Raw genomic sequence first — 14,113 nt, forward strand, 5'->3', positions numbered from 1 at the left:
CCGTGATCGAGGCCCGTGGCAGCAAGCACGTCACTGGCGCCCGTGTTGCGGCCATCGATGTCAAAGCTCATAAAGTCACCAGCCCCGGCGAGTGGCTGGAGTGCGACCTGGTCGCCAGCTCCGGCGGCTACAGCCCGGTGGTCCACCTGGCCTCGCACCTGGGCGGCAAGCCGACCTGGCGTGAAGACATCCTCGGTTTTGTACCGGGCGAAGCACCGCAGAAACGCGTGTGCGTCGGTGGCATCAATGGCGTCTACGGCCTCGGCGATTCCCTGGCCGACGGTTTTGAAGGTGGCGTGCGCGCTGCCAGCGAAGCCGGGTTTGCGCCGGTGGAAGGTACGCTGCCAAAAGCCTTGAGCCGTCTGGAAGAACCGACCCTGGCGCTGTTCCAGGTACCTCACGAGAAAGCTACCGCACGGGCGCCGAAGCAATTTGTCGACCTGCAGAATGACGTCACCGCGGCCGCCATCGAACTCGCCACCCGCGAGGGTTTCGAGTCGGTGGAGCACGTCAAGCGCTACACCGCACTGGGCTTCGGCACTGACCAGGGCAAGCTCGGCAACGTCAACGGCCTGGCCATCGCGGCCCGTTCGCTGAATGTGACCATCCCGCAGATGGGCACCACCATGTTCCGTCCCAACTACACGCCGGTGACCTTCGGCGCGGTAGCAGGCCGGCACTGTGGGCACATCTTCGAGCCGGTGCGCTACACCGCGCTGCAAGCCTGGCACGTGAAAAACGGCGCCGAGTTTGAGGACGTCGGCCAGTGGAAACGCCCATGGTATTTCCCGCGCAACGGTGAAGACCTGGACGCCGCAGTGAAGCGCGAATGCCTGGCCGTGCGTGACAGCGTCGGCCTGCTGGACGCGTCCACCCTCGGCAAGATCGATATCCAGGGCCCGGATGCCCGCGAGTTCCTCAACCGCATCTACAGCAACGCCTGGACCAAGCTCGACGTGGGCAAGGCCCGCTACGGCCTGATGTGCAAGGAAGACGGCATGGTCTTCGACGACGGCGTGACTGCCTGCCTCGCCGACAACCACTTCCTGATGACCACCACCACCGGCGGCGCAGCACGCGTACTCCAGTGGCTGGAAATCTACCAGCAGACCGAATGGCCAGACCTCAAGGTGTACTTCACCTCGGTCACCGACCACTGGGCAACCATGACCTTGTCCGGCCCCAACAGCCGCAAGCTGTTGAGCGAAGTCACCGACATCGACCTGGACAAGGACGGCTTCCCGTTCATGACCTGGAAAGAAGGCCTGGTGGGCGGCGTGCCGGCGCGGGTGTTCCGGATTTCGTTTACCGGTGAGCTGTCGTACGAAGTCAACGTGCAGGCCGACTACGCCATGGGCGTGCTCGAGAAAATCGTCGAGGCCGGCAAGAAGTACAACCTGACGCCTTATGGCACCGAAACCATGCACGTGCTGCGGGCCGAGAAGGGTTTCATCATCGTCGGCCAGGATACCGACGGCTCGATGACCCCGGACGACCTGAACATGGGCTGGTGTGTAGGCCGTACCAAACCGTTCTCGTGGATTGGCTGGCGCGGGATGAATCGCGAAGACTGTGTGCGTGAAGACCGCAAGCAGCTTGTCGGACTCAAGCCGATCGACCCGAACGTGTGGCTGCCGGAAGGCGCGCAGTTGGTGTTCGACGCCAAGCAGACGATCCCGATGAAGATGGTCGGCCACGTCACCTCCAGTTATGCCCATAACTCCCTCGGTTATTCGTTTGCCATGGGCGTGGTGAAGGGCGGCTTGAAGCGCATCGGCGAGCGGGTGTTTGCACCGCTGGCGGATGGCAGCGTGATCGAGGCGGAGATTGTTTCTTCGGTGTTCTTTGATCCTAAAGGCGACCGCCAGAACATCTGACACCTGATCGTTCCCACGCTCCGCGTGGGAATGCATCCCGGGGCGCTCTGCGCCCCAAGAGCGGACGCAGAGCGTCCATGGCGGCATTCCCACGCAGAGCGTGGGAACGATCAAATTCAACACAGGTGCTTTATGACAGCAGCCAATGTTTACCAACAACGCCCCACCTCCGGAGCCAAGGCCGAGTCGTCGCTGCACCATGCCGACCTCGCCAGCCTGGTAGGCAAGGGCCGCAAGAATGCCGGCGTGACCGTGCGTGAAAAGAAACTGCTGGGCCACCTGACCATTCGTGGCGATGGCCATGACGCAGCCTTCGCCGCCGGTGTGCACAAAGCCTTGGGTATCGAATTGCCCGGTGCCCTGCAAGTCATCGTCAAGGGTGAGACCAGCCTGCAATGGCTCGGTCCGGATGAGTGGTTGCTGGTAGTGCCAGGTGGTGAGGAATTCGCCGCCGAGAAAAGCTTGCGTGAGGCGCTGGGTGATTTGCATATCCAGGTCGTCAACGTCAGCGGCGGCCAGCAGATTCTCGAACTCAGCGGCCCCAACGTGCGCGATGTGCTGATGAAATCCACCAGCTACGACGTGCACCCCAACAGCTTCCCGGTGGGCAAGGCGGTGGGCACGGTGTTTGCCAAGTCGCAATTGGTGATTCGCCATACTGCTGAAGACACCTGGGAGCTGGTGATTCGTCGCAGCTTCTCGGATTACTGGTGGCTGTGGTTGCAGGATGCGGCGGCTGAGTATGGTTTAAGCGTCCAGGCCTGATCGTTCCCACGCTCCGCGTGGGAATGCATCCCGGGACGCTCCGCGTCCCAAGAGCGGACGCAGAGCGTCCATTGCGGCGTTCCCACGCAGAGCGTGGGAACGATCAAGGAGTCACGAATAATGAGCCGCGTACCCGATACATGGATTTTGACCGCCGACTGCCCCAGCGTGCTCGGCACGGTGGACGCGGTCACTCGCTACCTGTTCGAGCAGGGCTGCTACGTCACTGAGCACCACTCCTTCGATGACCGGCTCTCGGGCCGGTTCTTCATCCGCGTGGAGTTCCGCCAGCCCGATGGTTTCGACGAACAAGCCTTCCGCGATGGCCTGGCCACCCGTGGCGAAGCCTTCGGCATGATCTTCGAACTGACCGCGCCGAACTACCGGCCGAAAGTGGTGATCATGGTCTCCAAGGCCGATCACTGCCTCAACGATTTGCTCTACCGCCAGCGCATCGGCCAACTGTCGATGGACGTGGTCGCCGTAGTCTCCAACCACCCGGACCTCAAGCCCCTGGCCGACTGGCACCAGATTCCCTATTACCACTTTCCCCTGGACCCCAACGACAAGCCGTCGCAGGAGCGCCAGGTGTGGCAGGTGATCGAAGAGTCCGGCGCCGAGCTGGTGATTCTTGCGCGCTACATGCAAGTGCTGTCGCCGGAGCTGTGCCGCAAGCTTGACGGTAAAGCCATCAACATCCACCACTCCCTGCTGCCCGGTTTCAAGGGCGCCAAGCCGTATCACCAAGCCTACAACAAGGGGGTGAAACTGGTGGGCGCTACTGCGCATTACATCAATAACGATTTGGACGAAGGCCCGATCATCGCCCAGGGCGTGGAGGTGGTGGACCACAGTCACTATCCGGAAGATTTGATTGCCAAGGGACGGGATATCGAAGGCCTGACCCTGGCCCGGGCCGTGGGGTATCACATTGAGCGGCGGGTGTTCTTGAACGCCAATCGGACAGTGGTGCTCTGATGGACGCCTTCGCGAGCAAGCCCGCTCCCACATTCGACCGCATTTCAAAGGTAGGACTCGGTCAACTGTGGGAGCGGGCTTGCTCGCGAAGAGGCCCTTACTAACAACGCAAAAACAGCATCTGTACCCGAGCACTTAAACGCGCTGCCTGCCTGGGCAACGCGGTTCCATAAAAACAACAGCGAGGTGAAAGCATGTCTGGTAATCGTGGTGTCGTGTATCTCGGCAACGGCAAGGTCGAAGTACAGAAAATCGACTATCCCAAAATGCAGGACCCCCGTGGCAGGAAGATTGAGCACGGCGTCATCCTGCGCGTGGTCTCCACCAACATCTGCGGCTCCGACCAACACATGGTGCGCGGCCGCACCACTGCCCAGACCGGCCTGGTCCTGGGCCACGAAATCACCGGCGAAGTGATCGAGAAGGGCAGCGACGTCGAGAACCTGAAGATCGGCGACCTGGTGTCGGTGCCGTTCAACGTCGCATGCGGCCGTTGCCGTTCCTGCAAAGAGCAGCACACCGGCGTGTGCCTGACCGTCAACCCGGCCCGTGCCGGTGGCGCCTACGGCTATGTCGACATGGGCGACTGGACTGGCGGCCAGGCCGAATACGTGCTGGTGCCTTACGCCGACTTCAACCTGTTGAAACTGCCGGACCGCGACAAGGCCATGGAGAAAATCCGCGACCTGACCTGCCTCTCCGACATCCTGCCCACCGGCTACCACGGCGCAGTCACTGCGGGCGTTGGCCCGGGCAGCACGGTCTACATCGCCGGTGCCGGTCCGGTAGGCCTGGCGGCTGCCGCTTCCGCTCGCCTGCTGGGCGCTGCGGTGGTGATCATCGGTGACGTCAACCCGATCCGCCTGGCCCACGCCAAGGCCCAGGGTTTTGAAATTGCCGACCTGTCGAAAGACACCCCGCTGCACGAACAGATCGCTGCGTTGCTGGGCGAGCCGGAAGTGGATTGCGCCGTCGATGCCGTGGGTTTCGAAGCGCGTGGCCATGGTCATGAAGGGGCCAAGGCAGAGGCTCCGGCCACCGTGCTCAACTCGTTGATGGGCGTGGTGCGGGTGGCTGGCAAAATCGGTATTCCGGGCCTGTACGTCACCGAAGACCCGGGTGCCGTGGATGCCGCTGCAAAAATGGGCAGCCTGAGCATTCGTTTCGGCCTGGGCTGGGCCAAGTCCCACAGCTTCCACACCGGGCAAACCCCTGTGATGAAGTACAACCGCCAACTGATGCAGGCGATCATGTGGGACCGTATCAACATTGCCGACATCGTCGGTGTGGAAGTCATCAGCCTGGATGACGCGCCACGCGGTTACGGTGAGTTCGATGCGGGCGTGCCGAAGAAGTTTGTGATTGATCCGCACAAGTTGTTCAGCGCGGCTTAAATCGCGGGCAATTAAAAAGGCGACCTCAGGGTCGCCTTTTTTGCATCTGCGGTTGGGTGGGAGAATCAGCGGATCGCCAAAGCCCCCTGATACACCGTTGGCCCCGTCGGCTGCTTGCTCACCGAGCCACCCTTGGTTTCCGAACTGACCATCAGTGTCACCGGTTTACTGATCGACTCCTGCTGGCGAGGGTTGATGCCGATAATGCCTTTGCCGTCTTCCGGCAGCAGGCCCAGCGACACTGGCGTGCCGTCAGCCGGAACCGCCCACAGCTCCAGGCTTTGGTCCGGAGCCGGTGCGGTGGCGGCAATCGGCTGCACTTCGAGGTAATCCTTGTGGGCCACGATCTGCGTGGCCGGTTGCTGGGTGGTGTTCACCAGCAGCGCGGCAGCCTTGACGCTGTCCTGGGTGTAGAGGGCGCCGCCGACGCCTGCCACTATCACCAAACAGGCGCCGACGAACAGGCGTGGGCGGTTCCAGAATGAAGGCTTGTGCTCAATCACTTGGGGGTTGATCGCAGTCATTAGGCTCTTCCTGACATGTTTTGTAGTCTTTCATGGACCCGGTTAACGGCGATCGGTTCCTCATCCGTCGTATTGAGCCTCGGATCAGAGTGATGCCAATTGGCCCTGGTACAGCACCGGCCCGGTGGGTTGTCCGGTCGGCGAGCCGCCCTCAGGCTCAAGGCTCACTGCCAGGGTCAGCGGCGCCGTCAGCAGCGCCTGGTGTTCTTTGCTCAACTGGATTCGGCCGTTACCCGACACCGGCAACAACCCCAGGGAGATGGGTTTGCCGCCTGCCGGGATTGCCCACAGTTCCAACGCGCGGGCCGGCTCCACGGCCGCCAGGGTCAGCGGTTCCACTTGCAGGTGATCCGCGTAGGCCTGGATCTTCAGCGCCGGCTGCTGATCAGCCGCCACCAGCGTAGCGTTGTACTCCACCCCAAGGTCGCGCTGGTACAACACACCCACCAATACCGCGATCACCACCCCGCACGCCGCTACCAGCAAGCGCAGGTTCATCCAGAACGGTTTCTTCGCCGGCATATGCAGCACTTGCGGCTCAATGCGCGCCTTGATCCCTTCCCATACGTGGTCCGGCACCGGCCGTTCAGGCAGCGGCCCGGTGAGGCTGGCGAGGGCATCCTGCCAGTGCCCGAGTTCGACGCGCAGCGCCGCGTCATCCCGCAGCAGCGCTTCAAAGCGCCGGCGGGCGGTGGCAGGCATCAGCCCGATGGCGTAGTCAGCCGCCAGGGCGCGGCGCAGGGCGGTGGTCTGGTAGTTCATGATTCAAGGCACCTGCGCAAGCGCTCCATGCCGCGGCGAATCCAGGATTTGACCGAGCCCAGGGGCGCGGCCAGATGTTCGGCCAATTCCGAGCACGACAAGCCCTGGAAGTAAGCCACGGTGATCGATTGACGCTGCATGCCTTCGAGGCTGTCGAGGCAGCGGTTCAGGGCGAGGGCTTCACGCTCGCTGTCGAGCTGTTCATGGGCGCTGGGGCTTTCGTCGGCCGTGGCGTCCTCCTGGCCTTCGTTCAAGGGTTGTTCGCGGTGTTTGCGCAACTGGTCGATCGCCAGGTTGCGGGTGATATTGACCATCCAGGTCATGGGCGCCGACAGATGGGCCTCATAGCGTGAGGCGTTGTACCAGATGCGCACGAAGCTTTCCTGCAACACCTCCTCGGCCAGATCCTTGCGACCCATGAAACGCAAGGCAACACCATGCAAACGCGGGGAAACGCTGCGATAGAGCGTTTCGAACGCCTGGCGATTACCCAGTGAACACTGGGCCAGCAATTGCCGTAGCTGATCTGCATCGTGGGTCGAAATAGGGCTTCTCCAGGCGCTTGCAACAGGGCGATGGGACGGCGCACGGTAAAGAGGGCAGGCTGAGGTTAGTCCAGCTTGGGCATTCATTCCATCTACCTCCGTGCGGCTCGTGGTGGATATACGCAGCGCAAGGCGCATCGGATGCAGTGGTTTTCTGAACTAATCTGCAGGGAGGGAACAATCCTTCGGCGTACCCAGTCAAACTCCTGCTTTTTGCGCTTACTTTCAGAGGTTGTCTTGATGAAGATTTCACGCGGTTTTGCCCTGTCCTGCCTGTTGACCGTGGCGGCCAGCCCGGTATTTGCGGCAGGTTTCAGCCTCGGCGACGTGGCCAATGCCGTGTCCGGTGCACAAGGTGGCGACAAGGCAGCAGCGGCTGCACCCACTTCACAGACCGCTGGTCTGCTGCAGGCACTGACCTCGCAATTGAACGTGACCCCGGAGCAGGCCGTCGGCGGTACCGGCGCAATGCTGGGCCTGGCCAAGAATAAATTGGGCGGCGGTGATTACTCGCAACTGACCAAAAGCGTACCGGGCCTGGACAAGCTCTCCGGCAGCAACTCCCTGGGCAGCCTCGGCGCCCTGAGCGGCATGCTCGGCCAGAGCGGCGGCAGCAAGACCTCGGGCCTGGACGGCGTGTTGGGTAACGTGAAGAACACCAACGACCTGAACACCGCGTTCAGCGCGCTGGGCATGGACAGTGGGATGGTTGGCCAGTTTGCGCCGGTTATCCTGAAATACCTGGGCGGCCAGGGCGCCAGCGAATCGGTGCTGGGCAAACTGGCTTCGGCCTGGGGCACTGGCGGCTAAGACCGCTCCGCGCGCAGTTGGGCGATGCGCGCATCCTTCTCCATCCAGAGCTGGTTGACCCAGTTCTGGACGGTCTGGCGAAACGCCGGATCGTTCTCGTAATCCCCCTGCCACAACGCCGGATCCAGCTCTCGGGTACGGATATCCACGATCACCTTCGGCACCGCACCACTGATCAAGTCCCAGAAGCCAGGAATGTTTTCCTGTGGATAAACCACGGTGACGTCGAGCACCGCATCCAGCTGTTCACCCAACGCCGCGAGCACGAACGCCACGCCACCCGCCTTGGGCTTGAGCAGGCGCTCGAAGGGTGAAGCCTGCTGTTTGCGCTTGGCCGGGGTGAACCGCGTGCCTTCCAGGTAATTCACCACGGTGACCGGCTGGCGCTTGAACAACTCGCAGGCCTCCTTGGTGATCTTCAGGTCCTGCCCTGCCAGTTCAGGGTGCTTGGCCAGGAATGCCTTGCTGTAGCGCTTCATGAACGGGTAATCCAGCGCCCACCAGGCCAGGCCCAGGAAGGGTACCCAGATCAGTTCCTTTTTCAGGAAGAACTTGAAGAACGGCGTGCGCCGGTTGAGGGCCTGGATCAGTGCGGGGATGTCGACCCAGGATTGATGGTTGCTGATCACCAGATAAGAAGTGTCCCCCCGCAGGTCGCCGCCGCCGCGAATGTCCCATTGGGTAGGGATGCACAGGGCGAAGATCAGCTTGTCGATCTCGGCCCAGGTTTCGGCGATCCACATGACGGCCCAGGACGCATAGTCACGAAAGCGACCGGGGGCCACCAGCTTGAGCAGGGCAAACACCATCAGCGGCCCGAACAGCACCAGGGTGTTGAGCAACAGCAGCAATGTGACGAAACAGCCGGTGAGCAGGCGGCGCATAAGTAACTCTTGGAATCATTTTTGGCCCGCCATGATAAGCAGCTTGGGTCTGGAGACCAAATCGCAAATAAGCTTACGAATGTTTCACAGCGGGCTGGGTATGCTCTGTGATCTAACTAAGCAGTGAATTTGCAGTCTAGAATTGGCCCACTTATTCCAAGGAAACCTCCTACGTGAAATCCATCCTTGCCCTGCTAACGCTGGTGGCCTTGCCTGTCATGGCCGCTGAGCCGACCCTTTACGGTCGCTACGAATACATCCAACTGCCGGAAATCGGTGAGACCTTCAAGGCCAAGATGGACACCGGCGCGCTGACCGCCTCGCTGTCGGCCCGGGACATCGAGACCTTCACCCGTGATGGCGATGACTGGGTACGCTTCCGCCTCGGCGGCAAGGACGCCACCAACAAGGTGTACGAGCACAAGGTTTCGCGCATCAGCAAAATCAAGAGCCGCGCCGACGAAGATGACGACAAGGACGAAGCCACCGTGGCCAAGCGCCCGGTGATCGACCTGGAAATGTGCCTGGGCAACGTCAAGCGCACCGTCGAGGTCAACCTCACCGACCGCAGCAGCTTCAACTACCCGCTGCTGATCGGCGCCAAGGCCCTGCGTGAATTCGGCGCTGCAGTAAACCCGGCCCGCCGTTACACTGCGGACAAACCGGACTGCTGACGGAACACCATGGCGCATATCCTGATTGTCGAAGACGAAGCGGCTATCGCCGACACGCTGATTTTCGCCCTGCAAGGCGAGGGCTTCACCACCACCTGGTTGAGCCTCGGCCAGGCGGCGCTGGCCCATCAGCGGCAAACCCCGGCGGACCTGGTCATCCTCGACATCGGCCTGCCGGACATCACCGGCTTCGAAACCTGCAAGCAACTGCGGCGTTTCAGCGAAGTACCGGTGATGTTCCTCAGCGCCCGGGACGGTGAGATCGACCGCGTGGTGGGTCTTGAGATCGGCGCTGACGACTATGTAGTCAAGCCGTTCAGCCCGCGGGAAGTGGCAGCGCGGGTACGGGCCATTCTCAAGCGCGTGGGCCCCGGTGCTGCTCCGGCGGTGTTCCAGGTGGACCTGGAGCGCATGCAGATCAGTTATCGCGGCCAGCCCCTGAGCCTCACTCGCCATGAATTCCGTCTGCTGCACAGCCTTTTGGAGCAACCCGAGCGCGTGTTCAGCCGCGAGCAACTGCTGGATGCGGTGGGCGTGGCGGCGGACGCAGGCTACGAGCGCAATATCGACAGCCACATCAAAAGCGTGCGCAGCAAATTGCGCGCGGTGGCGCCCGAGGCGGAGCCCATCCAGACCCATCGCGGCCTTGGCTACAGCTACAGCCCGGGCAACAGCTGATGCGCCTGGGGATTCGGTTCTTCCTGGTGTACGCATTGTTTATCGGCCTGACCGGCTACTTCGTACTCAGCACCGTGATGAAGGAAATCCGCCCCGGTGTGCGCCAGTCCACCGAAGAAACCCTGGTGGACACCGCCAACCTGCTGGCGGAAATCCTGCGCGACGATGTGAAGAACGGCACCCTCGGCCAGAGCCACTGGCCCGAACTGCTCAAGGCCTACGGTGAGCGTCAGCCCGGCGCGAATATCTGGGGCCTGCCGAAAAACCAGGTCAACCACCGCATCTACGTCACCGACGCCAAGGGCATTGTGCTGCTGGACTCCAGCGGCGAGGCCGTAGGCGAGGATTACTCGAAGTGGAATGACGTGTACCTGACCCTGCGCGGCGAATACGGTGCGCGCTCGACCCGCAGCGAACTGGACGACCCTGCCTCTTCGGTGATGCACGTCGGCGCGCCGATCCGCGATAGCGGGCAGATCATCGGCGTGGTTACTGTGGCCAAGCCCAACAGTTCACTGCAACCCTATGTGGACCGCACCGAAGACCGGCTGCTGTGGTACGGCGCCGGGCTGGTCGCCCTGGGCTTGCTGTTTGGTGCGCTGTTGTCGTGGTGGTTGAGTGTCGCACTGCGCCGGCTGACGGCGTATGCCCAGGCGGTGAGTGAAGGCCGGCGTGCCGAGTTGCCGCACTATCGCGGCGGTGAACTGGAGCAGTTGTCCACCGCCGTGGAACACATGCGCACCCAGCTGGAAGGCAAGGCGTACGTCGAACGTTATGTGCACACCCTGACCCACGAATTGAAAAGCCCGCTGGCGGCGATTCGTGGTGCGGCGGAGCTGTTGCAGGGCGACATGTCCCGTGACCAGCAGCAGCGTTTCGTGAGCAATATCGACAGTGAAAGTGCGCGCTTGCAGCAGTTGATCGAACGCCTGCTGAACCTGGCGCAGGTGGAGCAGCGCCAGGGCCTTGAGGACCAGGCCAGCCTGTCCTTGGCGGCGCTGGTGGACGAAGTGCTCAGAGCTCAATGTGCGCGCATTGAAGGCGCCGGGTTGCAGGTCGAGCAGGCGATTGACGCGGATCTGCAGGTGTACGGCGAGCCGTTCCTGCTGCGCCAGGCACTGGGTAACCTGCTGGAAAACGCACTGGATTTCACACCGCCCGGTGGCACATTGCGGTTCAGCGCCAAGGCCTTGGATGACGGGATCGAATTCACCCTGTTCAACCAGGCCGACGCCATTCCCGAGTACGCGTTGCCGCGCCTGAGCGAGCGCTTCTATTCCCTGCCGCGCCCGGCCAGCGGGCGCAAGAGCACCGGCCTTGGGCTGAATTTTGTCGAAGAGGTGATGAAGCTGCACGGCGGCTCATTGCAGATCGGCAACGTGCCCGGCGGCGTGCAGGTAAAGCTGCATCTCCACACAGTCTCCACATTCCCTTCATAAATCCCCCTTAAGCGCCCGCCAGACTCTCCCCCATCAAAACAGGGAGAGCTTCATGAACCGCAATCTGCTTTTCAAATTGGGCGCCATCGCGCTGCTGATCGTGCTGTTGTTGATTCCGTTGCTGATGATCCACGGGGTGATTACCGACCGTCAGCAACTGCGCGACGACGTCTTGCAGGATATCGCCCGCAGTTCCAGCTACAGCCAGCGCCTCAATGGCCCGGTGCTGGTGGTGCCTTATCGCAAGACCGTCCGGGAGTGGAAGCTCAATGAAAAGCTCAACGAACGCTACGAAGAAACCCGCGAGGTGCGTGGTCATCTGTATTTCCTGCCGGAGCAATTTGCCCTCGACGGGCAGGTGCAAACCGAAGTGCGCGCCCGGGGCATCTACCAGGCGCGGTTGTTCCACGCCGACAGCCGTATCAGTGGGCGGTTTGTGTTGCCGGAGCAGTGGGGCATCACGGAAAACTTTGCCGATTACCGCTTTGAGCCGGCGTATCTGGCAGTGGGTATCAGCGACATTCGCGGCATCGAAAATGCGTTGAAGCTGGAGCTGGGCAGCCAGCAACTGGCGTTTTCCCCGGGCACTCAAGTGGCTTGGCTGGGGGAGGGTGTGCACGTGATGCTGCCCGAGCAGGACAGCCACAATCCGTCACCTTTTGACTTCGCCTTTGACCTGCGCCTGCAAGGAACCGAGCAGTTGCAAGTGGTGCCGGTGGGCAAGACCAGCCAGGTCAAGCTCGCGTCCAACTGGCCGCACCCCAGCTTTATCGGCAACTTCCTGCCGACCCAGCGCGAGGTCACCGCCCAAGGCTTCAGCGCCAATTGGCAGACCACATTCTTCTCCACCAACCTGGAAGAAGCACTGCGCGGTTGCCTGGCCGAGCGCGGCTGTGACGACTTCAACAGCCGCAGCTTCGGCGTGAGCTTTATCGACCCGGTGGACCAGTACCTCAAGAGCGATCGGGCGATCAAATATGCGCTGCTGTTCATTGCCCTGACGTTTGCCGGTTTCTTCCTGTTCGAGGTGCTCAAGAGCCTGGCGGTGCACCCGATCCAGTACGCGCTGGTGGGGGTTGCCCTGGCGTTTTTCTACCTGCTGCTGTTGTCGTTGTCCGAGCACATCGGGTTTGGCCCGGCTTACCTGATATCGGCGGCGGCCTGTGTGTTGCTGATCGGGTTTTACGTCTGCCATGTGCTGCGCAGTGTCGCCCATGGCCTGGGGTTTTCAGCAGGGTTGGCGGCGTTGTATGGCTTGCTGTACGGGTTGCTGAGTGCCGAGGATTACGCGTTGTTGATGGGCTCGTTGCTGCTGTTCGGGTTGCTGGGCACGGTGATGGTGCTGACCCGCAAGCTGGATTGGTATGGGGTGGGCAAACGCAAGGAGGTGGGTGATGAGTAGGTCGTTGGGGTTGCGGGAAGATCAGCAAGAGGGCGCGCAGTTAGTGGTGAGGATTAACGCGCTATTCCCTGTGGCCCGGGAGCTTTTTGTGGCGAGGGAGCTTNNTGGAGCATCGACGGCCGCTGACTCACCTCGGCATACCACGCCGCCAGCTTCGGATGGCTCGACCGCCACTGCATGTCCGGGTGGCGGAAGTCCAGATAAGCCAGTGCACACGCCACGCTGATCGCGGCCACGTCAAACGGCCCGGCCAGTTCGGCGATGGCGTCCTGTTCGAGCATGTCGAGGGCGCGGCGGATCTTGTCGCGCTGGCCTTCCAGCCACAGGTCCCAATGTTTTTCCTCGGGGCGCATGGCGGTTTCATAACGCACCAGTACGGCGGCATCCATGATGCCGTCGGCGGTCGAGGCCAGGGTCAGGCGCCACCAGCGGGCCGGGCCGTTCCGGGGGATCAGTGGAATCCCGGTGTGTTGGTAGTCGAGGTAATCGAGGATCACCCGGCTGTCGTGCAGCGCATTGCCGTCGGCCAGGCGCAGGGCGGGGATCTTGCCCAGCGCGTTGTCCTGGATCACGTCGGCGTCAGGCTTGACAGGCGTCGGCACGCAGGCGTGCAAGGTCACGCGGTCCAGTTGACCGGTCTCGTGCAACAACACCCGTACTTTGCGCACAAACGGCGAGGCAGGGTTGTGGAACAACGTCATGCTGGGGGTGGACATGGGCATTCCTCGGAAAAGGGCAGCGCTAATCTATCTCAACGCTTGAGCAACGCCCAGCTACCTATGGCGGCCGGAATGCCCAGCCCCACCCAGCTCAGCGAATCCCACAAGCCGTCCCCCAGCAATGCCGCAAACAATCCGGCAGCAATCAACAACCCGATGGCCAGCGGAATGCCGAATACCTTCCAGAAACTCGATTGCCTCGGCTTCATGACTTGGCCGCCTTGCGCCGCACCAGCCACAGGTACACGCCACTGCCCAGGACGATGATGGTCAGCACATCCAGCACCGCCCACAGGATCTTCATCGGCATGCCGCCGTAGTCACCGAAGTGCAGCGGCTGGGACATGCCCATGGCGTCCATGTACCACGGCCGTTCGGCGATGGCGGTGACGTGCAGGTTGCTGGCGTCGATCAATACCGGCGTCAGCAGGTGTGAAGTCAGGTGGGTGCTGCCTTTCATGAACACCGCGTAGTGATGCTCGCTGGAGAAACGCGTGCCGGGGAACGCGATAAAGTCCGGCTCCATCCCGGGCGCGGCCTTGGCGGCAATCGTCAGCAGGTCGGTGGCGGGGGCGCGCAGGGTCAGCGGCGGGGCGTTTTTGTAAGGCTCGATCATTGCGCTGAGGCTGTCGGTGCGCCACGCGGCGATGATCAGGTCGGCG

At 62.1% G+C, this 14,113-nt stretch carries 16 protein-coding genes; 9 read left to right on the top strand and 7 right to left on the bottom strand.

The window, feature by feature from the left end; all coding sequences use genetic code 11:
- The 4 genes from HX846_RS16470 to fdhA form a co-directional block, all read left to right on the top strand.
- A partial coding sequence (locus HX846_RS16470) for a glycine cleavage T C-terminal barrel domain-containing protein (RefSeq protein WP_306173124.1) occupies nucleotides 1-1,877 on the top strand: 1,877 nt, incomplete at its 5' end.
- A 132-nt stretch (nucleotides 1,878-2,009) separates the two neighbouring features.
- A complete protein-coding gene (locus HX846_RS16475; protein WP_102604381.1) occupies nucleotides 2,010-2,642 on the top strand; it encodes a sarcosine oxidase subunit gamma in 633 nt (210 codons plus the stop codon).
- Between the two features lie 120 nt (nucleotides 2,643-2,762).
- Complete coding sequence (gene purU, locus HX846_RS16480) at nucleotides 2,763-3,620, top strand: formyltetrahydrofolate deformylase (protein WP_003209192.1); 858 nt, start codon at nucleotides 2,763-2,765, stop codon at nucleotides 3,618-3,620.
- A 194-nt stretch (nucleotides 3,621-3,814) separates the two neighbouring features.
- Entirely contained in the window at nucleotides 3,815-5,014 is a 1,200-nt protein-coding gene (gene fdhA, locus HX846_RS16485) for a formaldehyde dehydrogenase, glutathione-independent (RefSeq protein WP_003209194.1), read from the top strand.
- A 65-nt stretch (nucleotides 5,015-5,079) separates the two neighbouring features.
- On the opposite strand, the gene HX846_RS16490 is transcribed toward fdhA, so the two are convergent.
- The 3 genes from HX846_RS16490 to HX846_RS16500 all read right to left on the bottom strand — a co-directional run bounded on the left by HX846_RS16490 (nucleotide 5,080) and on the right by HX846_RS16500 (nucleotide 6,932).
- Nucleotides 5,080-5,538 (bottom strand): anti-sigma factor domain-containing protein, encoded by a 459-nt coding sequence (locus HX846_RS16490; protein ID WP_003209196.1) that lies wholly within the window; start codon nucleotides 5,536-5,538, stop codon nucleotides 5,080-5,082.
- 84 nt (nucleotides 5,539-5,622) lie between these two features.
- The gene (locus tag HX846_RS16495; RefSeq protein WP_003209197.1) at nucleotides 5,623-6,300 is read right to left on the bottom strand and encodes an anti-sigma factor domain-containing protein; all 678 of its coding nucleotides are present in this window, start codon (nucleotides 6,298-6,300) and stop codon (nucleotides 5,623-5,625) included.
- Nucleotides 6,297-6,932 carry a sigma-70 family RNA polymerase sigma factor gene (locus HX846_RS16500; RefSeq protein ID WP_173882993.1) on the bottom strand — a complete coding sequence of 212 codons (636 nt, stop codon included), beginning with the start codon at nucleotides 6,930-6,932 and terminating at the stop codon, nucleotides 6,297-6,299. Before HX846_RS16500 ends, HX846_RS16495 begins: the two co-directional genes overlap by 4 nt.
- 153 nt (nucleotides 6,933-7,085) lie before the next feature.
- Between HX846_RS16500 and HX846_RS16505 the strand changes: the two genes are divergently transcribed.
- On the top strand, nucleotides 7,086-7,655 hold the full coding sequence (locus HX846_RS16505; protein WP_003209203.1) for a DUF2780 domain-containing protein: 570 nt from the start codon (nucleotides 7,086-7,088) through the stop codon (nucleotides 7,653-7,655).
- Here HX846_RS16505 and HX846_RS16510 read toward each other — a convergent pair.
- A complete protein-coding gene (locus tag HX846_RS16510; RefSeq protein WP_102370059.1) occupies nucleotides 7,652-8,539 on the bottom strand; it encodes an acyltransferase in 888 nt (295 codons plus the stop codon). The genes HX846_RS16505 and HX846_RS16510 overlap by 4 nt on opposite strands.
- Nucleotides 8,540-8,712: 173 nt before the next feature.
- On the opposite strand from HX846_RS16510, the gene HX846_RS16515 reads away from it, so the two are divergent.
- From HX846_RS16515 to creD, 4 genes are read left to right on the top strand one after another with little or no spacing between them, the layout of a single operon-like run.
- The gene (locus tag HX846_RS16515) at nucleotides 8,713-9,213 is read left to right on the top strand and encodes an ATP-dependent zinc protease (protein WP_003209205.1); all 501 of its coding nucleotides are present in this window, start codon (nucleotides 8,713-8,715) and stop codon (nucleotides 9,211-9,213) included.
- A gap of 9 nt (nucleotides 9,214-9,222) precedes the next feature.
- Nucleotides 9,223-9,891: a two-component system response regulator CreB gene (gene creB / locus HX846_RS16520; RefSeq protein WP_003209207.1), complete on the top strand. Its 669-nt coding sequence runs from the start codon at nucleotides 9,223-9,225 to the stop codon at nucleotides 9,889-9,891.
- Nucleotides 9,891-11,330: a two-component system sensor histidine kinase CreC gene (gene creC, locus HX846_RS16525; RefSeq protein WP_003209209.1), complete on the top strand. Its 1,440-nt coding sequence runs from the start codon at nucleotides 9,891-9,893 to the stop codon at nucleotides 11,328-11,330. Before creB ends, creC begins: the two co-directional genes overlap by 1 nt.
- A 52-nt stretch (nucleotides 11,331-11,382) precedes the next feature.
- Nucleotides 11,383-12,732, top strand: coding sequence for a cell envelope integrity protein CreD (gene creD / locus HX846_RS16530; protein ID WP_008434346.1), 1,350 nt, complete (start codon nucleotides 11,383-11,385; stop codon nucleotides 12,730-12,732).
- A 53-nt stretch (nucleotides 12,733-12,785) separates the two neighbouring features.
- On the opposite strand, the gene HX846_RS16535 is transcribed toward creD, so the two are convergent.
- The 3 genes from HX846_RS16535 to HX846_RS16545 all read right to left on the bottom strand — a co-directional run.
- Entirely contained in the window at nucleotides 12,786-13,448 is a 663-nt protein-coding gene (locus HX846_RS16535) for a glutathione S-transferase (RefSeq protein ID WP_178965731.1), read from the bottom strand.
- Nucleotides 13,449-13,483: 35 nt separating this feature from the next.
- On the bottom strand, nucleotides 13,484-13,660 hold the full coding sequence (locus HX846_RS16540) for a hypothetical protein (protein ID WP_178965732.1): 177 nt from the start codon (nucleotides 13,658-13,660) through the stop codon (nucleotides 13,484-13,486).
- Nucleotides 13,657-14,113: PepSY domain-containing protein (locus tag HX846_RS16545; RefSeq protein WP_178965733.1), on the bottom strand; the 457-nt coding region annotated here is incomplete at its 5' end. The genes HX846_RS16540 and HX846_RS16545, both read right to left, overlap by 4 nt.

The organism is Pseudomonas sp. K5002 (assembly GCF_013386655.1).
Classification (GTDB): domain Bacteria; phylum Pseudomonadota; class Gammaproteobacteria; order Pseudomonadales; family Pseudomonadaceae; genus Aquipseudomonas.